Source organism: Aeromonas sp. MaB10011B (genome assembly GCF_017939325.1).
Classification (GTDB): domain Bacteria; phylum Pseudomonadota; class Gammaproteobacteria; order Enterobacterales; family Aeromonadaceae; genus Aeromonas; species Aeromonas caviae.
Map to the genome: position 1 here is coordinate 23,471 of NZ_JAGKRK010000004.1, position 25,124 is coordinate 48,594.

The following is a 25,124-nucleotide window of genomic DNA, read 5'->3' on the forward strand; positions in this document are numbered from 1 at the left end:
AAGCCTCGCCCTGGTTACCCATCAGGAGGTAATTCAACGGGATAGCGCCCCAGAATCCGATCACACCGGGGCATCTGCCCCCCATTACCGCACCTTCGGTCTGCCCATCGGAGCGGATTTTTGGGATAATCCGCCCCCTACACACCAGAGAGGTCATGATGATGGGATTCGATACCGGTGCACTCCTCCCCTTGGACAAGGCCCTGCAAGGGATGCTGGAACAACTCACCTGCTGTTGCGAGACGGAGCAGTTGCCCCTGCCCCAGGCGCTGGATCGGATCCTGGCCGAGGAGATAAGCTCCCCCCTCTTCGTCCCCCCCTTCGACAACGCCGCCATGGACGGCTATGCCGTGCGCCTGGCGGATCTCGCCGCCGGGGTGCCGCTCCCCGTGGCGGGCAAGGCCTTTGCGGGCCAGCCCTATGAGGGGGAGTGGCCCGCCGGCCACTGCATCCGCATCATGACCGGGGCCCCTGTGCCCCCGGGTGCAGACGCTGTGGTGATGCAGGAAGAAACGCAAGCCGGCGACAACGGGATCACTTTCCTGACCGCGCCCACGCCTGGCCAGAACATCCGTCGCCGCGGCGAGGATCTGGCGCAGGGCGCCCGGGTGCTCGAAAGCGGCCTGCGCCTGAGCCCCAGGGAGCTGCCGCTGCTCGCCTCCCTTGGCATCGCGAACGTCACGGTGCGCCGTCCCCTCAGGGTCGCCATCTTCAGCACAGGGGACGAGCTCAAGCCTCTGGGCACCCCGCTCCAGCACGGGGACATCTACGACTCCAACCGCTACGGGGTCAAGGCGATGCTGAGCCGCATGGGCTGTGAGTGCCTGGACCTTGGCATCATTCCCGATGATCCGGAGGCCCTGCGCGCCGCCTTCTTGCAGGCCGACCGCGAGGCCGATGCCCTGATCACCACCGGGGGCGTCTCGGTGGGAGAAGCGGACTTCACCAAGCAACTGCTCGAAGAGCTCGGGGAAATTGGCTTCTGGAAGCTCGCCATCAAGCCGGGCAAACCCTTCGCCTTTGGCCGGTTGCCAAACGCCTGGTTCTTCGGTCTGCCGGGCAACCCGGTCTCCGCCATGGTCACCTTCGATCAGCTGGTGCAACCGGCCCTGGCCAGACTGGCCGGTCAGCAATTTGCACGCCCGCACCCCCTCCAGGCCCTGGCGACAGAGCCGCTCAAGAAGAGCCCGGGGCGCCTGGACTTTCAGCGCGGCATCCTGAGCGTGGGCCCGAATGGCCTCGAGGTACGCAGCACCGGCTCCCAGGACTCCGGGGTGTTCAGCTCCCTGTCCCGGGCCAACTGCTACATCGTGCTCGAGCAGGAGCGCGGCAAGGTGGCCGCCGGTGAGACGGTCACCGTCGAGCCCTTCTCGGGGCTGCTGCTGTGAGCGAGATCCTGAGCGACGCAGAACTCCTTCGCTACAACCGCCAGATCGTGCTCAAATCCTTCGACTTCGAGGGGCAGGAGGCGCTCAAGCAGTCACGCGTGCTGGTCATCGGCGCCGGGGGCCTGGGCTGCGCCGCCAGCCAGTATCTGGCGGTGGCCGGGGTCGGCCACCTCACCCTGGTGGATTTCGATCGGGTGGAGCTCTCCAATTTGCAGCGCCAGGTGCTGCACAGCGACGAGCGCATCGGCCAGCTCAAGGTGGAGTCCGCGGCGACGTCCCTGCGCGCCCTCACCCCCTGGCTCGAGGTGGAGACCCACGCCGCCCTCGCCGACGAGGCGCTGCTCGATGCCCTGCTGCCAGGCCATCAGCTGGTGCTCGACTGCACCGACAACGTCGCCATCCGCAACCTCCTCAACCAGCGTGCCCGCCAGCACAAGGTGCCCCTGGTCAGCGGCGCCGCCATCCGGCTCGAAGGGCAGCTCTGCAGCTTCACCTGGCAGGAGGATGAACCCTGCTACGCCTGTCTCAGCACCCTCTTTGGCGATCAGGCCCTCACCTGTGTCGAGGCGGGGGTATTGGCCCCCGTGGTGGGGCTGGTGGGCAGCCTGCAGGCGCTCGAAGCCATCAAGCTGCTGGCGGGCATGGGCAAAAGCTACAGCGGCCGCCTGCTGATGATCGACGGTCTGGGTGGCAGCTTTCGCGAGCTGAAGCTTCCCAAACGCCCCGACTGCCCGGTCTGCTCAAGGCCCTGAGCAGCGCCCACAAAAAAGCCGAACCCCGGGGTTCGGCTTTTTTATCTACCTCTGCTGTCTGCTCCCCTCAATGGGTTGAGAGGATCCGCTGCAACAGATGATTGAACCCGGCAGGATCTTCCGCCGGCCAGGCGTGGTGACCATCCGGGGTGTGGATGGTGGCATTGGGCAGGGAGGCGAACTGCTCCACCCGCCGCGCCAGGGGCAGATAGTCGTGACTGGTGGAGATGATGGCCACCGGCTGCCAGAGGGTGCCGAGACGAGCCCGCACCGACCAGCCGGGCAGCGCCTCCAGCAGCGCCTTGTAGGTCTTCTTTTTGTTGCGCACGAAGCGCCCCCGGAAGGTGTGGCGCATCTGGGCGAGATCGGGGCCGGGAAAGAGCTCGCGACCTAGCCACCACGCCAGCGGCCGCATGCCGAACCAGCGCAGCCACTTGAGGCGCATGGCATAGCGCTCCTGCTCCTTTGGCGTCTCCAGAAGAAATTCGCTGAAGCCGTTGACCAGCACCAGCCCCTGCACCTTGTGGGGCAGTTGCAGCGCCAGCTCCAGCGCCACCATGGCACCGAGCGACAACCCCACTACCCAGGCAGGCTCGGGCTGCTCGTCGAGCCAGCGGGCCACATCCGCCGCCAGGGTGGGCACGTCAAAGGGCCCCTCCTGCATGCTCTGGCCGTGGCCGCGCAAGTCGATGGCCACCACCCGGTAGCGCTCGGAAAAACGCTCGATCTGCGCCTGCCAGTCGAGGCTGGAAGAGCCCAGCCCGTGCAGCAAGAGCAGCAAGGGCCCCTCCCCCGCACTGCGCAGGGCCAAGCCATGGGATTTCATTACCTGATTGCGACGCACCCGTCCCCCCTTTCTCGACGCCATGCCGGCCACTCATGGCCAGCCAATCCGTACTCCGGTCCCCTGTCTACCCCTCTCCCACCAGGCTCACCGCCTTGATGTAGGCGTAGAGGCGCATGGCCGGCGTCAGGGCGAGCCGCTGCGCGGAGCGGCTGGTGATCCGGGCCAGCAGTATCTGCTGCCCGAGAGCTAACTGCAACAGGGTCTGCCCGGGTCGCACCTCCCGCACCTCCAGCAGCCGGGTCTCGAGGCAGTTGGAGAGGCTGGAGTGCACGATGGGCTCGGTGGCGATCACCAGATCCCGCGCCGCCACCTTGATCTGCAAGGGGCCCGCTTCATCGGGGGCATGCTCCATGGTCACCATCAGGGTCTGCTCCCCGAGTCGCAGGGTCGCCATCTGCTCGTGCTCGTCGTAGTGGGACAGGGTCGCCGAGAGCATGACCCCGACGTCGTCGCGACTGGCCAGCGACAGGTCGGTGCGGGCGAAGATCTCCTCGGGGGTGCCCTGGGCCTCCACCCGTCCCTCTGCCAGCAGCACCAGTCCATCGCAGAGCAGGCTCACCTCCTCCATGGCGTGGCTGACGAAGATCATGGGGATGCCGCTCTCCTGCTGCAAGCCCTTGAGCACGTGGGCCTGATGGATGCGGCTGCGCCTGTCCAGCGCCGAGAAGGGTTCATCCAGCAGCAGCAAGTCGGGCTCGGCCAGCAAGGCCCTGGCCAGTGCCACCCGCTGACGCTGACCGCCGGAGAGGCCGTGGGCCGGTTGCCCCAGCAGCTCGGCAAAGCCGAGGCGCGCAGCCAGATCCTCTGGCTGCCAGCGCCCCCTCCCCTTGCGAGCCGCCAGTTGCAGGTTGCCGAGCACGCTCAGGTGGGGGAAGAGACGAGCATCCTGAAACACCAGCCCGATGCGCCGCGCCTCGGGGGGCAGGGCTGCAAGCTCGCGCCCCTGCCAGCGCAGGGCATCGCCCGGGGCCTTGTCGAGCCCGGCGATGATGCGCAGCAGGGTGCTCTTGCCACAGCCCGAAGGACCGAACAGGCCGAGGATGCGGCTGGGGGGCAGTGCCAGATCGCACGCCAGGGTGAAGGGGCCGAAATCACGTCTGGCCTTGAGGTAGAGGTTCATCCGAACAGCCTCCGTTGCCGACGTTGCAGCACGCCGTAGACCAGCACCAGCATCACCAGGGAGAAGCCCATCAGGCCGCCGGCCAGAATATGGGCATTCTGGTAATCCATCGCCTCCACGTGATCAAACAGGGCGATGGAGAGCACCTGGGTCTCCCCGGGAATGTTGCCGCCAATCATCAGCACCACCCCGAACTCCCCCAGGGTGTGGGCAAAGCCCAGCGCCGCCGCCATCACGAAGCTGGGCAGCGTCATCGGCAGGATGATGCGAAAGAAGCGCTCAAACGGGCCCATCCCCAGGGTGGCGGCAGCCTCCAGCTCCTTGTTGCCCATGTTGACGAAGGCGGAGGTGAGGGGCTGTACCACGAAGGGGAGCGAATAGATGACGGAGGCGATGAGCAGGCCGAGAAAGCTGAAGGCGAGCGGGGCCCCGAAGGTCTCCCGCCACCAGCCACCGAGGCCGTACTCCGGGGAGAAGACCAGCAGCAGATAGAAACCGAGCACGGTGGGCGGCAGCACCAGCGGCAGGGCCACCATGGCTTCCACCAGAGGGCGCAGCCGGTGCTGGCTGCGAGACAGCCACCAGGCGAGCGGCGGCGACAGCAGCAGCAGGATGGCAGTGGTACTGGCCGCCAGTTTCAGGGTCAGCCAGACCGCCAGCAGATCCCCTTCACTCATAGGGTCCCCTCTCGGGTGTCGATAAAAAACAGGGCGCCGTCATGACGGACGCCGCCTTGGGACACGTCAGGCACCGGATCTGGCCAGCACGGGGCTGGCCGGATCCCGGCAGACGCCGGGCGCTTACTGCGGCAGGGCGTAACCCGCCGCCTTGATCTGCGCCTGTCCCGGCCCCTTGAGCCAGGCGACCAGGGCATCCACCGCTGCCCCTTTCTTCAGCACCAGGGCCTGCTGCTCGATGGGGGGATAGAAGCTGGCCGGCACCGCCCAGGCTTCGCCGGTCTTGCCCGCCTCCACCAGGTTGGCCCAGGCGACGAAGCCCAGCTTCGCATTGCCGGTATCGACAAACTGCCAGGTCTGGCTGATGTTGGTGCCGGTCAGCACCCGATACTGCTTGGGATCGATCTTGAGGTGAGCCAGGGTCGCCATGGCGGCAGCGCCATAGGGCGCTGTCTTGGGGTTGGCGATGGCCAGCTCCCCCTGCCAGTGGCGCAAGGTGGCCTCATCAGGAGCAAGCCCCCCCTTCTGCCAGAGGCCGAGCTGACCGATGGCATAGGTGAAGCGCTCGCTCCCCTTGCCTTCCGACTCCAGCTTTTGAGGGGTCGCCACGTCGGCCGAGAGGAAGAGATCGAAGGGCGCACCGTGGGTGATCTGGGTATAGAGCACGCCGGTGGCCGCCGAACTGATGACGACGCTGTGGCCGGTCTTGGCGGTGAACTCCTTGCCGATGCGCTCTATGGTGCCCTTGAAGTTGGCCGCCACCGCCACCTTGACCTCGTCAGACAGCACAGCACCGCTGTACATGGCACCGGCCCCCAGCACCAACACGGATACCCATCTCTTCATTCCTTTGCTCCTTATGTTCCGGCACGCCGGATCGATTGACACGAGCTCGAGGCTCACTCCCCTTGTTGCCAGCGGGCCAGGGCGGCGTCATCGCTCGCCCTGGCCTCGACCCAGCGTTGCACCCCGTCGGCGGTCAGCTCTTTTTTCCAGAACGGTGCCCGGGTCTTCAAGAAATCCATGATGAAGTGGCAGGCCTCGAAAGCCGCCTCGCGGTGGGCGCTGCTCACCACCACCAGCACGATCTGATCCCCGAGCAGCAGCTCGCCGATGCGGTGAATGAGGGTGCACTCCTGCAGCGGCCAGCGCCCGCGGGCCTCGGCCACGATGCCCGCCAGCGCCTTCTCGGTCATGCCGGGGTAGTGCTCGAGGGCCAGCCCCTTCACATGCTCCCCCTGATTGAAGTCGCGCACCTTGCCGACAAAGCTGACAATCGCGCCTGTGTCCTGCCGGGCAGCAAGGCGGGCATATTCGTCGGCCAGCGAGAAGTCATCCCGCTGCACCAGGATGCGATCGATAATGGTTGCCTCGCTCATCATCAGCCTCCAGTCACCGGCGGGAAGAAGGCGACCTCATCCCCGTCATGGAGGGGGGTATCCAGCGGCACCAGGGTCTGGTTGACCGCCACCAGGAGCTTGCCGGATTCGAGCGCCAGCGCCCACTTGTCACCTCGCTCGCTCAAGGCGGCGCGAAGGACATCGGCACTGACGTAGTCGCAAGGCAGGCTGAGCTCGTCGCAGCCGACCAGCTCACGCACCTGCGCAAAAAACAGAACCTTGATCATGCTTGCTCTCCTTGGGTCGCACCCAGTTGGAAATGACCGGACTTGCCGCCCTTTTTCTCCACCAGACGCACCTGCTCGATCACCATGTCCTTTTGCACCGCCTTGCACATGTCGTAGATGGTCAGGGCCGCCACCGAGGCGGCGGTGAGCGCTTCCATCTCCACCCCGGTCTTGCCCGAGAGCTTGCACAGGGTGCGGATATGGACCCGATTGTGCGCCGCCTGGGGGGCTATCTCTACCTCCACCCGGGTCAGAGCCAGGGGATGGCACAGGGGAATGAGGTCGGCGGTCTTCTTGGCCGCCATGATGCCGGCGATGCGGGCGGTGGCGAACACGTCCCCCTTGTGGTGCTGACCACTCAGGATCAACGCCAGGGTCTCGGGGGCCATGGTCACGAAAGCCTCGGCGCGGGCCTCGCGTTCGGTCACCTGCTTGTCGGTGACATCCACCATGTGGGCCTCGCCGCTCTGGTTGAGATGGGTCAGGTTCATCTATGCCCCTATCGAAAAATAAGATGGATGATCCGGGTTTACTCCCGGGATCACAGATGGGTCACGAAGTTGCACGGCCGGGTACGGGCATCGAGCTGATCCCGGATTAGCTGTTCCCAGCCCAGACGGCAGGCGCCGGTGGAGCCGGGCAGGCAGCAGATCAGGGTGCGATTGGCGAGCCCGGCCAGGGCACGGCTCTGCATGGCGGAGCCTTTTATCTCGGCAAACGAGAGCTGGCGGAACATCTCGCCAAAACCCTGCACCGTGCGCTCGAACAGCACGCCGACCGCCTCGGGCACCCGGTTCTGCTCGTTGAAGCCGGTGCCGCCGTTGATGAGCACCACCTGGACTCCCTCGTCGGCAATCCAGTCGCTCACCTGGGCGCGGATGCGAAACAGGTTGTCGGGGCAGAGCGCCCGGTCGGCCAGCACGTGGCCGGTCTGGGTCAGGGCCTCGACCAGATAGTCCCCCGAGCTGTCATCGGCAGCGGTGCGACTGTCGGAAACCGTCAGGACGGCGATCTTGAGAGGGATGAATTCGCTGTGTTTGGGTGCCATTGGGGCCATTCCTGTCAATCATTGACCACGAGAGGATGAGGTGAACGCGCCGCACCGTGGTGCCAGCCATGAAAGGAGCCGGTGGGCGCCGCGTTGCCGGGAAGGGATTCTATCAAAAGATGTCTGGCTGGGGGGGCGTCATTGCCCATTAATCTCGAAGGCCGCCGGATCCCGGGGATCCGGCGGCCTTCCCATCAGAAGCCTGGCACCCCTTTCATGTCAGGCAGTTGGTGCGCAATCCCCTTGTGGCAGTCGATGCAGGTGTTGGCCCCGCTTGCCAGGTTGGTGGAGTGCATCTGGGCGGCTCGACGCCCTTGCAGGGAGAAGTCCATGTACTCGAAGTTGTGGCAGTTGCGGCACTCGCGCGAATCCGTCTCCTTCATCCGCTGCCACTCCCGCTCGGCCATCTCCCGCCGGTGGGATTCAAACTTCTCGCGGGTATCCACCTTGCCGGTGATCATGCCCCACAGCTCCTTGGAGGCCTGCACCTTGCGGATGATCTTGTAGGTCCATTCGTGGGGTACGTGGCAATCCGGGCAGCTGGCCCGCACGCCGGAGCGGTTGGCGTAGTGGATGGTGTCGCGGTACTCCACGAACACGTTGTCCTTCATCTCGTGGCAACCGGTGCAGAAGGCCTCGGTGTTGGACGCTTCCATGGCGGTGTTGAACCCGCCCCAGAAGATGACGCCACCAAAGAAGCCCATCAGCAGGATGACCCAGAGGGCCGCCTTCGACGGTGACTTGAAGGTGGTCCACAGACGCTTCACAAAGCCGGGTAATTTCATCTATGGGTTCCTCAGTTCAGCGCTTCAACCGGTTTGAAGGTATTGTTCACCAGCGGCTTGGCATCCGCTTGCGGCACGTGGCACTGCAGACAGAAGTAGCGACGCGGCGAGACTTCGCCCAGGGTCATGCCGTCGCGGGTCTCGAAGTGGGTGGGGCTTATCTTGGGGGCCTTCATGGCACTGGCGTTCTTGAAGCTGTGACAGGCCAGGCACTTGTTGACCTTGTTGTCCACTTCATAGTTGCGGGTGTCGTGGGGGATCAGCGGGGGCTGGTGCATGTACTGGCGATCGTAGAGGTCGCCATCCTTGCGAAAGTTCTTCAGAGGGGCCGCGTCGGCATCCGTTACCAGATCCGTGCTTCCCCGCTCCGACTTGATGCCCCCCGTGCTGTTGGTGATCTCGGGGACGGCCGCCATCAAGGAACCCGCCATCAGGCAGGCCAGCATTGCTCCAATCAGCTTCTTCATTATGTGTTCTCCGACGTTTTCTCTGCCTTGACGGCAAAACCTACAGTGATTTCAAAAACTTGCTCCGCGCAGACATCGATGCAACGGCCGCAGTTGGTACACTCCTGAGCTGCAATCAAGGGCCCGTGACCACGCCTGGCACCGTGAACGGGGCCGCGCAGGATGGGACGCTCCGGGCAGACCGCATAACAATCCATGCAGTTGCTGCACCGCTCGCGCCCCGAGGCTGCAATCTTGATGAACCCGACCCGGTTGACCAGGGCATAGAAGGCCCCCACCGGACAGAGGTGGCCGCACCAGCCCCGCTCCACCACAAAAAGGTCGAACAGGAACAGCGCCGCCAGCAGGCCCCAGCCCGCCCCCATGCCGAACAGCAGGCCGCGCAGGGTGAGGGACACCGGATTGACCAGCTCCCACACCAGCACGCCTGTGATGGCCGGTGCCACCAGCACCATGGCCAGCAGCCAGTAGCGGGTAGCGCGGTTGAACTGACCATTGCCCTTGAGGCCAAGTCGCCCCCTGAGCCAGGCGGCGGCATCGGTGACCAGGTTGACCGGACAGACCCAGGAGCAGAACACCCGCCCCCCGGCCAGCCAGTAACCCGCGAGCACCAGCCCGGCCCCGAGCCACAGGGTGGGGATGGGCCACTGGCCCGCCGCCACCGACTGCAACAGGGTCAGGGGATCCGTGAGGGGCACCGTCTCCAGCAGCAAGGAGCTGGAGAGGTTGCCCTTGAGGATCCAGATGCCCGCGAGCGGCCCCAGCAGGAACAGCCCCAGCACCCCGAACTGGCAAAGCCGGCGCAGCAGCAGGAAGCGATGGGCACGCCACCACCCCAGCCTGGCCGTGGCCTCGGCCCCTGGATACCGACTCATAGGCCCTCCGGTTTGCGGGTCGGCAGGGTCAGTCGCTCACCGATGAGGGACTTGCCCGCCTTCTCCTTCTCTTCCCAGCCGAGCCGGTAGTGGTGACCCAGCTCCCCCTTGGCAAGCTGGCGAGGTACCACCTTGATGGCCGCCTCCTCCAGCACGCAGGCGTGCTCGCACTTGCCGCAGCCGGTACAGAGATCGCTGTGCACCGTGGGCAGGAACATGGCGTGCTTGCCGGTGCGCGGGTTGTGCTGCAGCTCCAGGGTAATGGCCTTGTCGATGAGGGGGCAGACCCGGTAGCAGACGTCGCAGCGCAGCCCCAGGTAGTTGAGGCAGGTCTCGTGATCGATGAGCACCGCCACCCCCATCCGCGCCTGATCGATGTCGGTCATGGCCCGATCCAGCGCCCCGCTCGGGCAGGCCGCCACGCAGGGGATGTCGTCACACATCTCGCACGGGACGGCGCGCGCCTTGAAATAGGGGGTGCCGGTGGTCACGGGTTCAAACAGCCGGGCGAGCTTGAGGGTGTCGTAGGGGCAGGCCAGGGCGCAGAGCCCGCAGCGCACGCAGGCGCCGAGAAACTCGGCCTCGTCGAGGGCCGCCGGCGGGCGCAGCGCCTGGGCAGGCACGGCCTGCACCTGCTGGCGCGCCACGCCGCCAAGCCCCACGCCAAGCAGGCCCACACCGCAGGCCCCCTTGGCCATGTCGGCCAGAAACTGGCGCCGACTACGACTCATCTCGCGCTCCCCCGCCTCAGGCCTTCATGACCTTGACGGCGCACTTCTTGTAATCCGTCTCTTTGGAGAGCGGATCGGTGGCGTCCAGGGTCAGCTTGTTGACCAGTTGGCTCGCGTCGAAGAAGGGCATGAACACCAGTCCCTTGGGCGGACGGTTGCGGCCGCGGGTCTCGACCCGGGTCTTCACCTCGCCCCGGCGGGAGGAGACGATCACCTCTTCGCCACGGCGCACGCCGCGAGCCTTGGCATCTTCCGGGTGCATGAAGAGCACCGCATCCGGGAAGGCGCGATAGAGCTCGGGGACCCGGCGGGTCATGGTGCCGGTGTGCCAGTGCTCCAGCACGCGACCGGTAGAGAGCCACATGTCGTACTCTTTGTCCGGAGCCTCGGCGGCGGGCTCATAGGGCAGCGCAAAGATGACCGCCTTGCCGTCGGGCTTGCCGTAGAAGCGTACCCCCTCCCCCGCTTTCACGTAAGGGTCGAACCCTTCGCGATAGCGCCACAGGGTCTCCTTGCCGTCCACCACAGGCCAGCGCAGGCCGCGGGCTTCGTGATACTGATCGAACGGCGCCAGATCGTGGCCATGGCCGCGACCGAAGGAGGCGTACTCCTCAAAGAGCCCCTTCTGGACGTAGAAACCAAAGTGCTCGGCCTCATCGTTCAGGGCCCCCTTGCTCTGCTCTTTCGGGAACTGGTTCACCTGGCCGTTGGCATAGAGCACGTCGAACAGGGTCTTGCCCTTCACTTCCGGCATCTTGGCAATCAGCTCAGCCGGCCACACCTCTTCCACGGTGAAGCGCTTGGAGAATTCCATCAGCTGCCACAGGTCGGATTTGGCCCCTTCCGGTGCCTTCACCTGCTGGTGCCAGAACTGGGTGCGACGCTCGGCGTTGCCATAGGCCCCCTCTTTCTCCACCCACATGGCGGTGGGCAGGATGAGGTCGGCCGCCTGGGCTGTCACGGTCGGATAAGGGTCGGAGACCACGATGAAGTTGGCCGGGTTGCGATAACCGGGCAGCGCCTCTTCATTCATGTTCGGGCCGGCCTGCATGTTGTTGTTGCACATCACCCAGTAGGCGTTGAGCTTGCCGTCTTTCAGCATGCGGTTTTGCAGCACGGCGTGGTAGCCCACCTGCTCCGGGATGGTGCCTTCCGGCAGCTTCCAGATCTTCTCGGCGATGGCGCGGTGTTTGGGATCCGTGACCACCATGTCCGCCGGCAGACGGTGGGCGAAGGTACCCACTTCACGGGCGGTACCACAGGCGGAGGGCTGGCCGGTCAGGGAGAAGGGGCCGGAGCCCGGCTGGGAGATCTTGCCGGTCAGCAGGTGGATGTTGTAGCAGAGGTTGTTGGCCCAGACGCCACGGGTGTGCTGGTTGAACCCCATGGTCCAGTAAGAGACCACCTTCTTGTCCGGATCCGCATAGATCTGGGCCAGCTTCTCGAGCTTGTCCTTGGGCACGCCAGAGAGCTTGGAGACGGACTCCAGATCGTAATCCGCCACGAACTTGGCGAAGTCGTCGAAGCTCATGGGGGTGGAGTCGCCGCTGTCCGGGTTCTTGGCCTTTTGCTGCAGCGGGTTGGTGGGACGCAGGCCGTAACCGATGTCGGTCACCCCTTTGCGGAACTGGGTGTGCTTGTTGACGAACTCCCAGTTCACCTTGTCGTTCTGGATGATGTAGTTGGCGATGTAGTTGAGGATCGCCAGATCGGTCTGGGGGGTGAACACCAGCCCGTTGTCCGCCAGCTCGAAGCTGCGGTGCTCGAAGGTGGAGAGCACGTGCACCTGCACATCCTGGTGGGACAGACGGCGATCGGAGATGCGCGACCAGAGGATGGGGTGCATCTCGGCCATGTTGGAGCCCCACAGCACGAAGGCGTCGGCCTGCTCGATGTCGTCGTAGCAGCCCATGGGTTCATCCATGCCGAAGGTACGCATGAAGCCCACTACCGCGGAGGCCATGCAGTGACGGGCATTGGGATCCAGGTTGTTGGAGCGCAGGCCTGCCTTCATCAGCTTGGCGGCGGCATAGCCTTCCCAGACGGTCCACTGGCCGGAGCCGAACATGCCGACGGCGGTCGGGCCCTTCTCTTTCAGGGTCGCCTTGAACTTCTCGGCCATGATGTCGAAGGCCTGATCCCAACTGATGGGGGCGAAGTTGCCGTTCTTGTCGAACTTGCCGTTCGTCATGCGCAGCATGGGCTGGGTCAGGCGATCCTCCCCGTACATGATCTTGGAGAGGAAGTAGCCCTTGATGCAGTTCAGGCCACGGTTGACCGGTGCATCGGGATCCCCCTGGGTCGCCACGACGCGGCCAGCCTGGGAGCCCACCAGCACGGAACAGCCGGTCCCGCAGAAGCGGCACGGTGCCTTGTCCCAGGTGATGGCGGTCTTGTCGGTACTGGTGATCAGGTTCGCCGCCAGAGTGGGGGCACTGACACCGGCCACGGCAGCGGCTGCCGCCACCGCATTGGCCTTCATAAAGTCGCGTCGACTCAGCTTCATGACATATCCTCGCATTGCTTAATCACATCAATGACAGCCATTGTGACGAGCCGCGCTGGCTCAGCTCCATGGCGCTTTATTCCTTTGCTCTGGGCTTTTCGTTCATCGAACGCAGACAACAGACCCGGCATCCCGTGTATTACCCGTGGCGGTCAGCGAACGACTCTTGCGCTTCTGCCACATGACGCCTTATTCCCCATCTTCGGCGTCCATTTCATCGAACTGGTGGTAGATCAGGGCCGCAGAGAGCACCCCGGGCAACCCCTGAATGGTGTCGATGGCCGCCATGATGGGGCGCTGGCTCGGCCCCTCCAAGGTCACCACCAGCTTGCCCTCCTCGCTGACGGCGTGGATCTCGGCCCCGTCCAGGGTCGCAATCCGCTCTGCCAGGGCGTGGCGCAGATCGGGCTGGGTCAGCACCACCAGGCTGGATACATGGAACTCTTCTCGCGTCATATCACCGTTTTCCAACTTGTTCGTCTCTTGGGTCATCGCGAAGCCTCGCCACGAGACAGACCGATGCTGATACTGCCCACTGGGCAATCCGCTACGCAGGCCCCGCAGCCGTTGCACGACTCGGCATGGATGCCGGGGGTGGGTACGCGCCCCAGCCGGGGGGAAAAGCGGATGGCCTGCTGCTCGCAGCTGTCCTGACAGCGCTGGCAGAACACCTGGGCAGTGGCCAGACAGCCCGCCTCGATATGGGCCACATACTCCCAGGGTGTCTGGGTTGTCGGCCTGAACACCGGCGCCTGGCAGGCGCTCACACACTCGGTGCAGAAGGTGCACTCGCCGCGGTGAAAATCCACCGTGGGGAAGTCCCCGTCCCCCTTGATCAGGATCTGCTCCGGACAGGCCGCCAGACAGTCGCCGCAGCGGGTACAGCCGGCCACGAACTCGTCCCAGGAGACGGACCAGGGCAACTGGATCCCAGCCTTGGGGGCGCTCAGGCGTCCCCGAAACAGGCCTCTGCGTGACAAGTTGACCCCGTCGGTCATATCGACTCCTCTTTTCGGGGGACGAATGCCCCCGCGCGGATCCCGTGACTGGCATTTTCAATGCCAATTATAAGCGTGGGTGTATATTGCGGCCCTGACAAGTCAGGGGATATACCACCAGGGAGATAAACAGGGGGGATTCTTGCGCTGGATCAAACCCTTGGCGTAATTAGACACAGCAGGGGCAAGGTAAATTACCCCTATGTGAGGATTGATAATTAATCGAAGGTTATTTGAGGTGCACGGCGGCTGTCAGCCGCCGATGGAGGCCAGGTGGGGGGTCATGCCTGCATTGCCTTCATGGAGGCGATGGGTGGCGGCCTTGCCGGTCAGCGCCTGGCGAATACGCCATTGCAGCGCCTCCTGCTGGCTGTCATCGGTGAGCAGATCCCGCAGTTCCACCCCGTTGTCGCCAAAGAGACACAGGTGCAGCTTGCCCTTGGAGGAGACCCGCAGCCGGTTGCAACCGGCGCAAAAATCCTTGCTGTAGGGCATGATGAGCCCCACCCCGCCCCTCGAGTCCGGATGCGTGAACACCTGGGCAGGGCCATCATCCAGGCCGCGCAGCTGCTGCACCCAGCCGCTCTCTTGCAGGCGCTGCTTGATGAGTTCACCGCTGGTATGGTGATCGCGAAACAGGGCGTCCATCTCGCCGGTCTGCATCAGTTCGATGAAACGCAGCTCGATGGGTTTGTCGCGGATCCAGGCGAGGAATGTCTCGAGCTGATGATCATTGAGCCCCTTGAGCAGCACGGCGTTGATCTTGACCGACCGAAAACCGGCACTCAGGGCGGCGTCTATCCCCGCCATCACCTCCGCCAGCTTGTTCTCGCCGGTGATCTGGTGGAACTGACGGGGATCCAGGCTGTCGACGCTGACGTTCAGGGCCGTCAGCCCCGCATCGAACCACTCGCGGGCACGCTCCTTGAGCCGATACCCGTTGGTGGTCATGGCCACCTTCTCGATGCCGGGAGTATTGGCCACGGTCTCGATGATGGCCGTGAAGTCGCGGCGCAGGGAGGGCTCGCCTCCAGTCAGACGCACCTTGCGCGTCCCCATGGCCGCAAACCCGGAGACGACGCGACGGATCTCCTCCAGGGAGAGGAAGGACTGGCGCCCCTCACCATCTCCTTTCGGCGGGTGATAGCCGTCCGGCAGACAGTAGGTACAGCGGAAATTGCAGACGTCGGTGACCGACAGACGCAAATAGTAAAAGCGACGGGAAAAACCATCTTCAAGTGGCAACATAAACACCTTTCCAAATACGGGAGGCCAGGGCATTTCTTTCCTGACCCTTTCAGCTCGAACATCGGCTGACGGCGATCTCCCCCTATCTCAATGACTTAGGCAAAATCGCTCGGAGTTCATCTAGTTTTTCGATGCTAGCACAACTTGGAGTACACTCCCATGCTACTTTGTGGGGTCTTTGTGGGTGAAAAGGGAGCCGGTCGGCATGGGAAAATGGTTCAGAGTGCAGTCGGTCAGCAGCGCCATCGGTCGCTCCATGGTGCTGATCCTGTTCATGGCCAGCCTGATCGCCGTGGTGGCCATGGTCACCCTCTTCTATTCGGTTCCCGATGCCAAGGCCATCAACCTGTCGGGATCCCTGCGCATGCAGGCCTACCGCATGGCCTATGAAATCGAGAAGGATCAGGTCGTCCTCGGCCGGCTCGCCCAGTTTGAACAGACCCTTCATGCCCCCGAGCTGCAGGAGACCCAGCGCTGGATCACGCCCGCCTCACTGCGCCGCACCTATGGTGAAGTCCTGCTGCAATGGCAAGTGATGCGCGAACACATCGAGAATGCCACCCCCAGCCGTTATACCGACAATACGGAACAGTTCGTCGCCGCCATCGATGACTTCGTCAACCAGATGCAGTACCACGTGGAGTTCAAGGTGCGCATGCTGGCGCTGGCCGAGGGGCTAGGGCTGCTCGCCATCATCACCATCGCCTGGTGCACGGTGCGCTTCACTCGCCAGCAGGTGGTGGCGCCCCTCAACCAGCTGGTCTATTGCGCACGCCAGATCCAGCGTCAGGAATTCGATCTCACCCTGCCCCCTCACTGTGAAAACGAGCTGGGAGAGCTGTCGGGGGCGTTCGCGACCATGGCCGACGAGCTCGGCAAGCTCTATCGGGAGCTGGAGAGCAAGGTGGAGGAGAAAACGGCCAAGCTGCAACAGGCCAACGACACCCTCTCCTTCCTCTATTCCACCGCCCAGAAACTGCACGCGGCGCCCCTCAGCCGCCGCACCCTGCAAAAGCTGCTGGAGCGGGCCGCCGGCCACCAGCACATCGAGTACATCCGCCTCACCCGCTTCGAGCACAATGCGATGCCGGTCTACATCACAGGGCGAAAGGGGTGGCCGGGGGATCTGGACGCCGTGGTGAGTTTCTACCTGCAGATGGATGACGAGGAGTACGGCCGGCTCGACATGATAAGCGGCCACCCCATCGACGAGCGGCTGATGAAGAACTTCTCCATGTTGCTGGCCCAGGTGCTGCACAAGGATCAGACCCTGCTGCAGCACCAGCGCCTGCTCCTGATGGAAGAACGCGCCGTCATCGCCCGTGAACTGCACGACTCCCTCGCCCAGGCCCTCTCCTACCTGAAGATCCAGGCCACTCTGCTCAAGCGCTCCTTCGCCAAGGGGGACAGGGCCAAGACCGAGGCAGCCATGGAGCAGATCGACGAGGGACTCAGCAATGCCTATACCCAGTTGCGCGAACTGCTCGGCACCTTCCGCCTCAGCATCGGCGATGCCAACCTGGGTGAAGCCATCGCGGTCATGCTCGAGCAGCTCAAACCCCAGACGCACGCCGACATCAGGCTCCAGTACGGACTGACGGACACCGACCTTGAAGCGGGGCAGCACATCCACATCCTGCAGCTGATCCGTGAGGCAGTGCTCAATGCCATCAAGCATGCCAGCGCACGGCACATTGACGTTAGCTGTGAGACCCTGGCTGATGGTAACATCCAGGTTCAGATTGCAGACGATGGTGTTGGAATAAGGGGCGCAAGCTCGGCGGTGAATCACTACGGTCTCAGCATCATGAATGAACGCGCCAGCAAATTGCGCGGCCAGTTGACCATCAGTGAACCGCCCTCCGGGGGCACCCGCATACACCTGACCTTTCCCACCAGCCTAACAAGAGACGCCTGATGGACGAGATGAAATACAGTGTTCTGGTCGTGGATGACCACCCCCTGATGCGCAAGGGAATTGTGCAACTGCTGGAGTTGGAAGATAACATCGACGTGGTTGGCGAGGCTTCCAACGGCACCGACGCCGTGGCCATGGCCAAGGAGTCCGAACCGGACCTCATCCTGCTCGACCTCAACATGAAGGGGTTGTCAGGTCTCGATACCCTCAAGGCGCTGCGGGCCGAAGAGGTGACTTCCCGCGTGGTGATCCTGACCGTCTCTGACGCCCGCCAGGATGTGGTTGCCCTGCTCAAGGCAGGCGCGGACGGCTATCTGCTCAAGGACACCGAGCCTGACATGCTGCTGGCCCAGCTGGCTGACGTGATGACCGGCAAGCAGATCCTGAGCGAGCCGCTACGTCCCTATCTCGAGAACATCTACGAGCTGGACCACCTGCAGCAGAAGCTGGAGAGCCTGACCCGACGCGAGATGCAGATCATGCGTGAAATCGCCAAGGGGTTGTCCAACAAGCAGGTCGCCTCCGTGCTCCATATCTCCGAGGGAACCGTCAAGGTCCACGTCAAGAGCCTGCTGAAAAAGCTCGAGGCCCAAAGCCGCGTCGAAGCAGCCGTCATGTACCTGGAACAGCGCAACTGAGGTCCCGGCCTCCTGCCAGCAAGGGGTCACCATCCGTGCCTCCTTGCTGGCCCCCTCTCCTTTTCCCCAAATGGCGCGGAACCCGGTGCTCTATTGAGTAGATGGATTATTATTTTCATGACATCGAACGGGAAGGAAACATCGACATGACCTTTGAGCAGATAGAGCTGGTCCAGAAAGCCTGGGGCAGGGTGAGCGCCCTGAACAACAGCTATGTCCAGGAGGTTTATGAAGAGCTGTTCAGATTGTCTCCCGAACTCAGGGCCCTCTTCCCCCCACATCAGGAGCTGCCCGTTGCCAAGGTGTCGGACACCCTGAACACCGTCATCACCAGCCTCTCCCAGCTGGATGCACTGGGTTTCATCATTCGCGATCTCGGCAGGCGTCACAAGCGATTCAACGTTCAACCCCACCAGTTTGCGCTGCTCAAACAGGCGCTGACCCAGGTACTGGCACGGCGTCTCGGCAGTGGTTTTACCCCGGCACTGGCACATGGTCGCAGATGTATGACGAGATAGCCGCCCTGATGCTGGACGGCATGACACAGCACACCGAATTGACCACCTGATCCCCTAGCCTTGGTCTCCAATCGCTGAATGGGTCTGTAACAGGCATTTTGCATGAATCAAATTTGCAATATGCGAAAATAGACTCATTCTGCACACGGGGTATGTTCGGCGCCCTAACACCTCACCTGAATCCCTTTCGCACTACCTTGCCTGCGTTCGTGATACAAAATCACAATAGATTGATTTTAAATGGATATTAAAAATAACCACGGGAAATGGCTCACCCCTTCGCCACGCCACCTCTCTCTGGCACGGTCACTGCATTGTCACATTCAGCAATGAGTGATTAGGAGGATGGAACATGAAACTTCAACAACTGGCACTGTTCCCCTTGCCGTCCCACATTCTGCCCGGTGGCAAGCTCCCCCTTCGCCTGTTCGAGCCGCGCCACCTGCAGATGCTCAAGGAGTCCTTCCTCGAGGATCGTGGCTTTGGCATCGTGATGGAAGAGACCACCAGCACGGGCACCTGCGGACGGATTCTCCCGGTCGGAACCCGCGTCAAGGTGACTGATTTTTATACCCTCAACGACGGTTTGCTCGGGGTCACCGTGCTCGGCCTTGAACGCTTCTGCATCCACGAGATGGAAACGGATGACGCAGGCCTCAGGCACGCCCAGGTCGAGCCACTGCCCAACTGGCCGAGTGCGGATTCTGATGTCAGCGACAACCAGCTGGTCAGCCGATTGAGAGAGGTCTTTGCACAATACCCGGAACTGGATGAACTCTACCCGGACAAGCAGTTCGACGATGCAGCCTGGCTCTGCCAACGCTGGCTCGAGATCCTGCCCATGCCGATCTATGAAAAACAGATGTTGATTGCCAAGCAGAACAGTGAAGCGGCGCGTCAGTTCTTGCGCCGACTGATCGCACAGTGAGTCAAAAAGTGAGTCAACGGTTGGTTTGCAAAACGCGAATTCTCGGCACTGCATTCTTATAATGAAAAAATGAGAATTGCATTTTGCAATCACGGTAGCGATAAATAACACACAATTCAGCTACAGGCCGCAAATAACAGGTTTTGAAAAGTTGGCACGACTTTTTCATATAAAACCATACAACCCGATTTATCCCGTGCTCTCTTCAGTATTTGCTGAAGAATTGGTCAACCACCAGGTTGACCATTTTTTTTACCAAAAATCGGCCGGCATCACCTGCAATGGCGGAGCAGGCAGCTTCGCAGCCTGGCAAGACTGATGGGTTTGGCCAGAAAATCGTTCATGCCCTGGGCAAGGCAGCGGGCCCTGTCCTCCATCATGGCATTGGCCGTCAACGCGACGATGGGCATCTCGCACCCCATGTCCCGCAGGCGCCTGGTCGCCTCCAGCCCATCCATCTGCGGCATCCGCATATCCATCAGGACAAGGTCCGGCTGCTGCTTCGCCACCTGTGCCAGGGCCTCCAGACCATTGCCTGCCAGCCTCACCCTGCACACCAGCTTCTGCAGCATCAGGGATACCACCAGCTGATTGACCGGACTGTCTTCCACCACCAGCACATCCAGCTCCAGTCTGGCGCACTCTTCACTGCCGGGGGCGGTGGCCGGAGCACAGGGAGAGGCCATCCCGGGCAGCTCGAACCAGAAGCAGCTTCCCAGCCCAGGCGTGCTCTGCACGCAAATGTCTCCCCCCATCAGCTGCACCAGCCGCCTGCAGATGGCCAGCCCGAGCCCCGAGCCGGAGAAGCGGCGGGTTGCCGAACTGTCGACCTGATAGAAGGGTTCGAACAGCAACGCCTGATCCTCGGTGGAGATGCCGATCCCCGTGTCGCTGACCATGACCCCCAGCTTTTCCTCCTCCCAGGTCAACGCCAGACGCACGCTGCCGACGGAGGTGAACTTCACGGCATTGCCAAGCAGGTTGCCTATCACCTGGGAGAGGCGGACGGCATCCCCTTGAAGGCGTTCAGGGAGCGTCTCATCCAGATGCCAGTGCATTGTGATGCCCTTGGCACTGGCCTGTGCCTGCAAGGGCTCCACCAGGGCACGGCACAGCTCGGCTGGCTGAAAGGGTTCACAGTGCAGCGTCAGGGTATGTGACTCTATTTTCGAGAAATCGAGCACATCGTCGATGATGGTCTGCAACAGATGCGCAGAGTGGGTGGCATGGCCGATGAGGGTCTGTTGCGGAGTGTCGAGCCGGCCGTGCTGCAGCAGATCCAGCATCCCCAGCACGGCGTTCATGGGAGAGCGGATCTCGTGGGTCATCATGGCGAGGAACTGGGATTTGGCACGGTTGGCCGTCTCGGCATCGTCCCGCGCCCGCGCCAGCTCCTGCTCGCGGCGGATCTGGCTGCCTATCTCCCGCGCCGTGCCCCGATAGCCGAGGAAGCGGCCACCGGCATCATGGCAAGGCTCCGCATTGATCTCCATCCAGCAAGGCCCGCCCGCCAGCATCACCTGGGCCCGCATTTCCCGCACCGGCAGATGGTGGGCGATCAGGTGCCGATAGTGGCTCCAGACCGGGTCCTGCTTGTCGTGGGCAAAATCATAGAGGCTTCTCCCCGTCTGGCGGGCCAGCACCTCCCCCTGATAGCCAGGGGCAGAGACATAGCTGAGCCTGTGCTGGGGGTCGGTCTCCCAGAACCAGTCGGAGGCCATGGCGGCAAAACTGCGAAAACGCTGTTCGCTGGCCTGCAGGGCCAGGGTCTTGAGGTCAACCTGTTCTTGCAGGCGAGCCCGATAGGCGATGTTGACCAGGGCCTGGGAGATGAGCGGGCGACAACGCTGCATCGCCGCCTTGCTCTTGAGATCGAAGGTGCCCGCCACGCCGTGCCGGCAGATGAGCACACCGGAAAACCCCGGTCCCTGCAAGCCTGTCATCATGACACTGGCCCAGCCCGGCGCCCCCGCCAGCGGCGCCAGCTCAGGCAGTTGGGCAGGATCATAGATGACCAGGGTCTCCCCCTCGATGGCCCTGGAGAAGAGCGGTGTCAGCGACCAGGTCCGGCCCACCTCGTCCGGCTGGGTGCTCAGATGGGTGCTGCCCCTCACGGCCTCCCAGGCAACCACGTCCGCCTGTTCGAATCCGATAAAGGGCTTGAGAGCAAGAATGAGACTCTCCAGTACCTGCTCCAGACTCTGGGCCTGTGCCAGGGTCGCCACCCCGCACAGCAGGGCTTGGGACTCCTCCCGATATCTGGCCTCCCGCTCCCGGCAACGCATCAGCTCCACCAGCGTGGTTTGTAGTTTGTCACCCAGGGTTTCGAGTTCGCTATTCCCTATCATCTTGAATCCAGCACAGTGTCAGCTCTCGAGGAAGATTACGCTCGACACCATGAGGTTGCCGTGTGCCAGCTCACCATGGGGTAATCGTCCCTGTTCACCGAAGGTAAAGGGCGTGATGAAGGGGATCTCACCCAGCCTCTGACTGAATTGACTGACGATGTCCCCCAGCCTGTCCCCCAGTGCCAGCCGACAACCGGCACAAAACACCACCAGGGCGCCAAAGGGGCGCATATTGCTCGCCATACCATATTCAGGCTCGATATTCACCGCATTCAGGCTGCGCTGCAACAACCCTTCCTGGCTGCTGTACATGAGCAGCAGCCGCTCTCCCAGTCGGGTCTCGGTAAAGAGGCGCAGCCCCTCCCGCGCCGTCACCGCCTCGGGATGGGAGAGCTTGTAGTAGGGCAGGTCATCGAGCATGCCGACCTGACGGGCCAGTGGCGAGAGCGTCGTCTCCCTGAGGATGGGGCCCACCGGCCAGGGCGTCGCACGCTCGGTCCAGCGACCATAGACCCGGGCCGCCGGCTCGTGATCGATGGTCAGCACCTCCCGCCCGTCTATCCCAGTAATGATGCCGCGACACTCGGTGGGTACATAGCCTGAGTGAAACTGGAACGCCAGTTGGCAGTCGGGGTAAAGCACCGCCAACACGCACCCTTGTGATCCCTCCCCTTCGTCCCAGCACAGCTGCCACTGCCCGGCCACGCCATCGTCTGCCGCCGACCCGCCGACGACGGGAACGGTCGCGCCAAACTCGGCGTCGATCCCAGCGAGCACAGCCTCCTCCAGCCCCGGGCTGGTGTGCAGCAACACGAGCTGCGGCAGCTCTCCCGGTCGGCCACCATCGGCGATGGCGCGGCGCAGCAATGCCCGCACATCCGGTTGATCCCCCATCTGGCCAGCCACGCCATAGGCCCCCTTGCCATCATAAAGGGCGGCGACCGACAGGCTCCAGCCATGCCGACCATGATGGCCATCCTGGGTCAGGATACCGCCGCAGGAGCTGCAACCGATCAGCCGGGTATCGGGAAAACGTGCCTTGAGCGCACGGCGCAGTTCCGCCGCCTCGTGTGCTTGGGTAAAATAGACCAGCAACAGCGATGGAACATGGGATGACTGGGCATGCAACCGCTCTGTAACTTGTTGGGCGGCCAGTGGGGTCGTCTCGGCAAGCGAGTGAGCCGTCAGAAAGTTCAACATCGTCTCCTAGGGGTACGGGATGCTGGCATCAAGCAAAAATCATACCCTTATCAAACAATTACCTGGCCATGGAGACTAGAATGGTGCTCACTGGCCTCCCACGGGATCACTGCATGTGGCAGAAAAATATCAATGACTTCGACCGGGTTGTCGCCATCGGCGGCGGGCACGGTATGGGCCGGGTGCTCTCTTCCCTGTCGTTCTTGGGATCCCGGCTGACGGGCATCGTCACCACCACGGATGATGGCGGCTCCACCGGACGCCTGCGCAAAAGCCAGGAGTGCATCGCCTGGGGGGATCTGCGCAACTGCCTCAACCAGCTAGTGACCACCCCCAGCATCGGTAGCCAGCTGTTCGAGCACCGCTTTACCGGCCGCGGCGAGCTCGCGGGCCACAACCTCGGCAACCTGATGCTGCTGGCCCTCGACAACCTCTGCGTGCGCCCCCTGGATGCCATCCGGCTCATCAGCGACATGCTGGAAATTGAACCCAATCTGCTGCCCATGTCCGAGCATCCCACCGATCTGTGCGCCCACACCGTCTGTGGCGATCAGATCCTGGGGGAGGTCTCCATCGATCAGCTCACCACGCCGCCACGGGCCCTGAGCCTGAAACCGGTCGTGCCCGCCACGCGCGAAGCGGTCAAGGCGCTGAGCCAGGCCGACATGATCATCCTGGGGCCGGGCAGCTTCCTCACCTCCATCATGCCTCCTCTGCTGCTGCGCGAAATTGCGGAGGCGATCCGCAACAGCCGCGCCATCGTCGTGTTCATCAGCAATCTGGTGGACGAAGAGGGTCCGGCAGGCCAGTTGTCACTGTCCAGTCAACATCGTTGGCTGGAAGAGCGGATAGGCAGCGGCCGGATCGATGCCATTCTGGCTCCCGAGGGCCCCCAGGTACCCGAGCTGCAGCACTGCCTCGTTCGGGCCGAGCTGGGTGAAGCGGCCCTCCCCCACCGCCACGACCGCCTCAAGCTGCGGCTGGCACTCGACACAGTGATCCTGAGCAGGCTTGGCGAGCGCGACATGGCGGGCTGATGCCCTTCTGGATCAGTGAAACTGGGCCAGATGGGTGAAGACCTGGGGCAGGGAGTGCTCCAGCTCCGCCAGCAGTCTGCCGGCCTCTTGCTCATCTTCCCGGCGACAGGCGGACTCCAGATCCATCACCTGCTGATAGCTGGGTTTGGCGCCATAGCTGCCACAGGACGATTTCATGCTGTGGGCAAGACGCGCCAGGGCTGACCAGTCCCGCTGCTCAAAAAGCGGTCTTAATTGGGCCAACTGCTCGCCTACCTCTTCGACAAACACCGAGATGACGACCGGCATCATCTCGTGACCGATATCATCTGCCAGTTGTCGCAGCACTTTCTGATCCAGCCACTCCATCTTCTCTTCCCTATGATGGTATTCAAACAGACCACAATATAGCGGACCCACAGCCCCGCTGTCACCCGTCCTTCGGGCATGCCCGTATCGCTCCGGGTGCTCTTGCGACACCAGAATGTGAGCAGCTTCAAGTTATCGGTATGTCAGTCAGAATGGAGAGAGATAAAGGTTGTCACAAAATTAACATTAAAGTAACAATGCAACCCATGAGAATGATGCGGCTCAGCAACACCTCTCTCATCCCTTTTTGCCTGTATGGCTGCTGCGAAGAACCAGGGTAGACATCTACCCTGGTATTTTTTTATTTCTGGTTCAACAAGTTGGCTGCATTGCCATATTCCAGCTCACCCAGCCTGAACAGGCAGAACTCCCCGGGCACCATCTTCACCCAATTCTCGTTGCCGGTGAGCGGCCGGGTGGCGATCAGGGTCACCACATCGTTCGGCGTGGTTTCACTCTGAAAGTCGATGGCCACATCCTCATCCAGCAGACGGGCTTCGCCAAAGGGAGCCCTGCGCGTCAACCAGTAAAGGTTGTTGCTGCAATAGGTCATCACGAACTCTCCGTCCGACAGCAGCATGTTGAACACCCCGAGCCCGCGCAGCTCGTCGCACAGGGTCGCGAGGTAACGGAACATGGCGGGGAAATTTGCCGGCCGTTTGGGGTACTTGTGCTCCAGCCTGTCGAGCAGCCAGCAGAAGGCGTGCTCGCTGTCGGTGTCGCCGACCGGACGGTGGCGCCCGGTCGGCAGCTTCTTGTAACCGGTCAACTGGCCATTGTGGGCAAAGGTCCAGTAACGGCCCCACAGTTCGCGGGTAAAGGGGTGTGTGTTTTCCAGGGAGACACACCCCCGGTTCGCCTGCCGGATATGGCTGACCACGGCACGGCTCTTGATGGGCAGTGCCTGGACCAGCTTGGCGATGGGAGACTGGGCACTGGGTTCGGGATCCTTGAAGGTGCGAAAACCCCGCCCCTCATAGAAGGTGATCCCCCAGCCATCCTTGTGGGGACCGGTCTTGCCTCCCCGCAGCATCAGCCCGGTAAAGCTGAAGCAGATGTCGGTCGGCACATTGGCACTCATGCCGAGCAGTTCGCACATATACCATCCACTCCCTGAATG

Annotated in this window: 27 protein-coding genes and 1 riboswitch; of the genes, 7 read left to right on the forward strand and 20 right to left on the reverse strand. The window is 62.8% G+C overall.

The window, feature by feature from the left end:
- Positions 1–161 precede the first annotated feature (161 nt).
- Positions 162–1,388, forward strand: coding sequence for a molybdopterin molybdotransferase MoeA (moeA, locus tag J9893_RS01950; protein WP_282597903.1), 1,227 nt, complete (start codon positions 162–164; stop codon positions 1,386–1,388).
- Positions 1,385–2,140, forward strand: coding sequence for a molybdopterin-synthase adenylyltransferase MoeB (gene moeB, locus J9893_RS01955; RefSeq protein WP_109112507.1), 756 nt, complete (start codon positions 1,385–1,387; stop codon positions 2,138–2,140). The genes moeA and moeB overlap by 4 nt, the downstream gene beginning before the upstream one ends.
- Before the next feature lie 67 nt (positions 2,141–2,207).
- Here moeB and J9893_RS01960 read toward each other — a convergent pair whose 3' ends face one another.
- The 16 genes from J9893_RS01960 to moaA form a co-directional block, all read right to left on the reverse strand.
- On the reverse strand, positions 2,208–2,984 hold the full coding sequence (locus J9893_RS01960) for an alpha/beta fold hydrolase (RefSeq protein ID WP_210600209.1): 777 nt from the start codon (positions 2,982–2,984) through the stop codon (positions 2,208–2,210).
- Positions 2,985–3,051: 67 nt separating this feature from the next.
- A complete protein-coding gene (modC, locus tag J9893_RS01965; RefSeq protein WP_210600196.1) occupies positions 3,052–4,107 on the reverse strand; it encodes a molybdenum ABC transporter ATP-binding protein in 1,056 nt (351 codons plus the stop codon).
- The gene (modB, locus tag J9893_RS01970) at positions 4,104–4,784 is read right to left on the reverse strand and encodes a molybdate ABC transporter permease subunit (protein WP_139739616.1); all 681 of its coding nucleotides are present in this window, start codon (positions 4,782–4,784) and stop codon (positions 4,104–4,106) included. The genes modC and modB overlap by 4 nt, the downstream gene beginning before the upstream one ends.
- Positions 4,785–4,907: 123 nt before the next feature.
- Positions 4,908–5,630, reverse strand: a complete 723-nt coding sequence (gene modA, locus J9893_RS01975) for a molybdate ABC transporter substrate-binding protein (RefSeq protein WP_210600195.1) — start codon at positions 5,628–5,630, stop codon at positions 4,908–4,910.
- A 53-nt stretch (positions 5,631–5,683) separates the two neighbouring features.
- The gene (gene moaE / locus J9893_RS01980; protein WP_210600194.1) at positions 5,684–6,163 is read right to left on the reverse strand and encodes a molybdopterin synthase catalytic subunit MoaE; all 480 of its coding nucleotides are present in this window, start codon (positions 6,161–6,163) and stop codon (positions 5,684–5,686) included.
- 2 nt (positions 6,164–6,165) lie between these two features.
- Positions 6,166–6,411: a molybdopterin synthase sulfur carrier subunit gene (moaD, locus tag J9893_RS01985; RefSeq protein ID WP_041215509.1), complete on the reverse strand. Its 246-nt coding sequence runs from the start codon at positions 6,409–6,411 to the stop codon at positions 6,166–6,168.
- A complete protein-coding gene (gene moaC / locus J9893_RS01990; protein WP_210600193.1) occupies positions 6,408–6,902 on the reverse strand; it encodes a cyclic pyranopterin monophosphate synthase MoaC in 495 nt (164 codons plus the stop codon). The genes moaD and moaC overlap by 4 nt, the downstream gene beginning before the upstream one ends.
- Positions 6,903–6,952: 50 nt before the next feature.
- Complete coding sequence (moaB, locus tag J9893_RS01995; RefSeq protein ID WP_039038846.1) at positions 6,953–7,459, reverse strand: molybdenum cofactor biosynthesis protein B; 507 nt, start codon at positions 7,457–7,459, stop codon at positions 6,953–6,955.
- A gap of 194 nt (positions 7,460–7,653) precedes the next feature.
- Entirely contained in the window at positions 7,654–8,244 is a 591-nt protein-coding gene (locus J9893_RS02000; RefSeq protein WP_010674159.1) for a cytochrome c3 family protein, read from the reverse strand.
- A gap of 11 nt (positions 8,245–8,255) precedes the next feature.
- Positions 8,256–8,711, reverse strand: coding sequence for a nitrate reductase cytochrome c-type subunit (locus tag J9893_RS02005; protein ID WP_041212738.1), 456 nt, complete (start codon positions 8,709–8,711; stop codon positions 8,256–8,258).
- The gene (napH, locus tag J9893_RS02010) at positions 8,711–9,586 is read right to left on the reverse strand and encodes a quinol dehydrogenase ferredoxin subunit NapH (RefSeq protein WP_119196776.1); all 876 of its coding nucleotides are present in this window, start codon (positions 9,584–9,586) and stop codon (positions 8,711–8,713) included. Before napH ends, J9893_RS02005 begins: the two co-directional genes overlap by 1 nt.
- Positions 9,583–10,317, reverse strand: a complete 735-nt coding sequence (gene napG, locus J9893_RS02015; RefSeq protein WP_119196777.1) for a ferredoxin-type protein NapG — start codon at positions 10,315–10,317, stop codon at positions 9,583–9,585. The genes napH and napG overlap by 4 nt, the downstream gene beginning before the upstream one ends.
- Before the next feature lie 16 nt (positions 10,318–10,333).
- Complete coding sequence (napA, locus tag J9893_RS02020) at positions 10,334–12,823, reverse strand: nitrate reductase catalytic subunit NapA (protein ID WP_041212735.1); 2,490 nt, start codon at positions 12,821–12,823, stop codon at positions 10,334–10,336.
- 189 nt (positions 12,824–13,012) lie between these two features.
- Positions 13,013–13,315, reverse strand: coding sequence for a chaperone NapD (locus J9893_RS02025; RefSeq protein ID WP_010674154.1), 303 nt, complete (start codon positions 13,313–13,315; stop codon positions 13,013–13,015).
- The gene (gene napF / locus J9893_RS02030; protein ID WP_143237338.1) at positions 13,312–13,821 is read right to left on the reverse strand and encodes a ferredoxin-type protein NapF; all 510 of its coding nucleotides are present in this window, start codon (positions 13,819–13,821) and stop codon (positions 13,312–13,314) included. Before napF ends, J9893_RS02025 begins: the two co-directional genes overlap by 4 nt.
- A 252-nt stretch (positions 13,822–14,073) precedes the next feature.
- Positions 14,074–15,069, reverse strand: a complete 996-nt coding sequence (gene moaA, locus J9893_RS02035) for a GTP 3',8-cyclase MoaA (protein WP_010674152.1) — start codon at positions 15,067–15,069, stop codon at positions 14,074–14,076.
- Positions 15,057–15,196, reverse strand: a riboswitch (molybdenum cofactor riboswitch). It overlaps the preceding gene by 13 nt.
- A 78-nt stretch (positions 15,197–15,274) precedes the next feature.
- Here moaA and narQ point away from each other — a divergent pair.
- The 4 genes from narQ (at position 15,275) to J9893_RS02055 (ending at position 19,071) form a co-directional block, all read left to right on the forward strand.
- Positions 15,275–16,987 (forward strand): nitrate/nitrite two-component system sensor histidine kinase NarQ, encoded by a 1,713-nt coding sequence (gene narQ / locus J9893_RS02040; RefSeq protein WP_210600192.1) that lies wholly within the window; start codon positions 15,275–15,277, stop codon positions 16,985–16,987.
- Positions 16,987–17,625, forward strand: a complete 639-nt coding sequence (gene narL, locus J9893_RS02045) for a two-component system response regulator NarL (protein ID WP_039038841.1) — start codon at positions 16,987–16,989, stop codon at positions 17,623–17,625. The genes narQ and narL overlap by 1 nt, the downstream gene beginning before the upstream one ends.
- Positions 17,626–17,726: 101 nt before the next feature.
- Positions 17,727–18,143 carry a globin domain-containing protein gene (locus J9893_RS02050; RefSeq protein ID WP_223931226.1) on the forward strand — a complete coding sequence of 139 codons (417 nt, stop codon included), beginning with the start codon at positions 17,727–17,729 and terminating at the stop codon, positions 18,141–18,143.
- A gap of 352 nt (positions 18,144–18,495) precedes the next feature.
- Positions 18,496–19,071, forward strand: coding sequence for an LON peptidase substrate-binding domain-containing protein (locus tag J9893_RS02055; protein ID WP_041212730.1), 576 nt, complete (start codon positions 18,496–18,498; stop codon positions 19,069–19,071).
- 272 nt (positions 19,072–19,343) lie between these two features.
- Here J9893_RS02055 and J9893_RS02060 read toward each other — a convergent pair whose 3' ends face one another.
- Both J9893_RS02060 and J9893_RS02065 read right to left on the reverse strand, forming a co-directional pair.
- Positions 19,344–21,419 carry an ATP-binding protein gene (locus J9893_RS02060; RefSeq protein ID WP_210600191.1) on the reverse strand — a complete coding sequence of 692 codons (2,076 nt, stop codon included), beginning with the start codon at positions 21,417–21,419 and terminating at the stop codon, positions 19,344–19,346.
- Between the two features lie 18 nt (positions 21,420–21,437).
- Positions 21,438–22,619: an FIST N-terminal domain-containing protein gene (locus J9893_RS02065; RefSeq protein WP_053288598.1), complete on the reverse strand. Its 1,182-nt coding sequence runs from the start codon at positions 22,617–22,619 to the stop codon at positions 21,438–21,440.
- 113 nt (positions 22,620–22,732) lie between these two features.
- Here J9893_RS02065 and yvcK point away from each other — a divergent pair, with 113 nt between their 5' ends.
- Positions 22,733–23,656, forward strand: a complete 924-nt coding sequence (gene yvcK / locus J9893_RS02070; RefSeq protein WP_210600190.1) for a uridine diphosphate-N-acetylglucosamine-binding protein YvcK — start codon at positions 22,733–22,735, stop codon at positions 23,654–23,656.
- Positions 23,657–23,668: 12 nt separating this feature from the next.
- Here the strand turns inward: yvcK and J9893_RS02075 are convergent, their stop codons facing one another.
- Together J9893_RS02075 and J9893_RS02080 are read right to left on the reverse strand one after the other, a co-directional pair.
- Entirely contained in the window at positions 23,669–24,004 is a 336-nt protein-coding gene (locus tag J9893_RS02075) for an Hpt domain-containing protein (protein ID WP_010674144.1), read from the reverse strand.
- Between the two features lie 301 nt (positions 24,005–24,305).
- On the reverse strand, positions 24,306–25,103 hold the full coding sequence (locus J9893_RS02080; RefSeq protein ID WP_043154215.1) for a class II glutamine amidotransferase: 798 nt from the start codon (positions 25,101–25,103) through the stop codon (positions 24,306–24,308).
- Positions 25,104–25,124 lie beyond the last annotated feature (21 nt).

What these genes read in the sequence shown, in the direction of transcription:
- J9893_RS02050 (WP_223931226.1), top strand. Translation starts at nt 17,727, where the DNA reads ATGGATTATTATTTTCATGACATCGAACGGGAAGGAAACATCGACATG.
- J9893_RS02075 (WP_010674144.1), bottom strand. Translation starts at nt 24,004, where the DNA reads ATGGAGTGGCTGGATCAGAAAGTGCTGCGACAACTGGCAGATGATATC.
- J9893_RS02065 (WP_053288598.1), bottom strand. Translation starts at nt 22,619, where the DNA reads ATGTTGAACTTTCTGACGGCTCACTCGCTTGCCGAGACGACCCCACTG.
- J9893_RS02000 (WP_010674159.1), bottom strand. Translation starts at nt 8,244, where the DNA reads ATGAAATTACCCGGCTTTGTGAAGCGTCTGTGGACCACCTTCAAGTCA.
- J9893_RS02060 (WP_210600191.1), bottom strand. Translation starts at nt 21,419, where the DNA reads ATGATAGGGAATAGCGAACTCGAAACCCTGGGTGACAAACTACAAACC.
- modB (WP_139739616.1), bottom strand. Translation starts at nt 4,784, where the DNA reads ATGAGTGAAGGGGATCTGCTGGCGGTCTGGCTGACCCTGAAACTGGCG.
- moaE (WP_210600194.1), bottom strand. Translation starts at nt 6,163, where the DNA reads ATGAGCGAGGCAACCATTATCGATCGCATCCTGGTGCAGCGGGATGAC.
- modC (WP_210600196.1), bottom strand. Translation starts at nt 4,107, where the DNA reads ATGAACCTCTACCTCAAGGCCAGACGTGATTTCGGCCCCTTCACCCTG.
- napF (WP_143237338.1), bottom strand. Translation starts at nt 13,821, where the DNA reads ATGACCGACGGGGTCAACTTGTCACGCAGAGGCCTGTTTCGGGGACGC.
- moaA (WP_010674152.1), bottom strand. Translation starts at nt 15,069, where the DNA reads ATGTTGCCACTTGAAGATGGTTTTTCCCGTCGCTTTTACTATTTGCGT.
- yvcK (WP_210600190.1), top strand. Translation starts at nt 22,733, where the DNA reads ATGTGGCAGAAAAATATCAATGACTTCGACCGGGTTGTCGCCATCGGC.
- J9893_RS02025 (WP_010674154.1), bottom strand. Translation starts at nt 13,315, where the DNA reads ATGACCCAAGAGACGAACAAGTTGGAAAACGGTGATATGACGCGAGAA.
- napA (WP_041212735.1), bottom strand. Translation starts at nt 12,823, where the DNA reads ATGAAGCTGAGTCGACGCGACTTTATGAAGGCCAATGCGGTGGCGGCA.
- napH (WP_119196776.1), bottom strand. Translation starts at nt 9,586, where the DNA reads ATGAGTCGGTATCCAGGGGCCGAGGCCACGGCCAGGCTGGGGTGGTGG.
- J9893_RS02005 (WP_041212738.1), bottom strand. Translation starts at nt 8,711, where the DNA reads ATGAAGAAGCTGATTGGAGCAATGCTGGCCTGCCTGATGGCGGGTTCC.
- narL (WP_039038841.1), top strand. Translation starts at nt 16,987, where the DNA reads ATGGACGAGATGAAATACAGTGTTCTGGTCGTGGATGACCACCCCCTG.
- narQ (WP_210600192.1), top strand. Translation starts at nt 15,275, where the DNA reads ATGGGAAAATGGTTCAGAGTGCAGTCGGTCAGCAGCGCCATCGGTCGC.
- J9893_RS02080 (WP_043154215.1), bottom strand. Translation starts at nt 25,103, where the DNA reads ATGTGCGAACTGCTCGGCATGAGTGCCAATGTGCCGACCGACATCTGC.
- modA (WP_210600195.1), bottom strand. Translation starts at nt 5,630, where the DNA reads ATGAAGAGATGGGTATCCGTGTTGGTGCTGGGGGCCGGTGCCATGTAC.
- moaD (WP_041215509.1), bottom strand. Translation starts at nt 6,411, where the DNA reads ATGATCAAGGTTCTGTTTTTTGCGCAGGTGCGTGAGCTGGTCGGCTGC.
- moaB (WP_039038846.1), bottom strand. Translation starts at nt 7,459, where the DNA reads ATGGCACCCAAACACAGCGAATTCATCCCTCTCAAGATCGCCGTCCTG.
- moeA (WP_282597903.1), top strand. Translation starts at nt 162, where the DNA reads ATGGGATTCGATACCGGTGCACTCCTCCCCTTGGACAAGGCCCTGCAA.
- J9893_RS02055 (WP_041212730.1), top strand. Translation starts at nt 18,496, where the DNA reads ATGAAACTTCAACAACTGGCACTGTTCCCCTTGCCGTCCCACATTCTG.
- moaC (WP_210600193.1), bottom strand. Translation starts at nt 6,902, where the DNA reads ATGAACCTGACCCATCTCAACCAGAGCGGCGAGGCCCACATGGTGGAT.
- napG (WP_119196777.1), bottom strand. Translation starts at nt 10,317, where the DNA reads ATGAGTCGTAGTCGGCGCCAGTTTCTGGCCGACATGGCCAAGGGGGCC.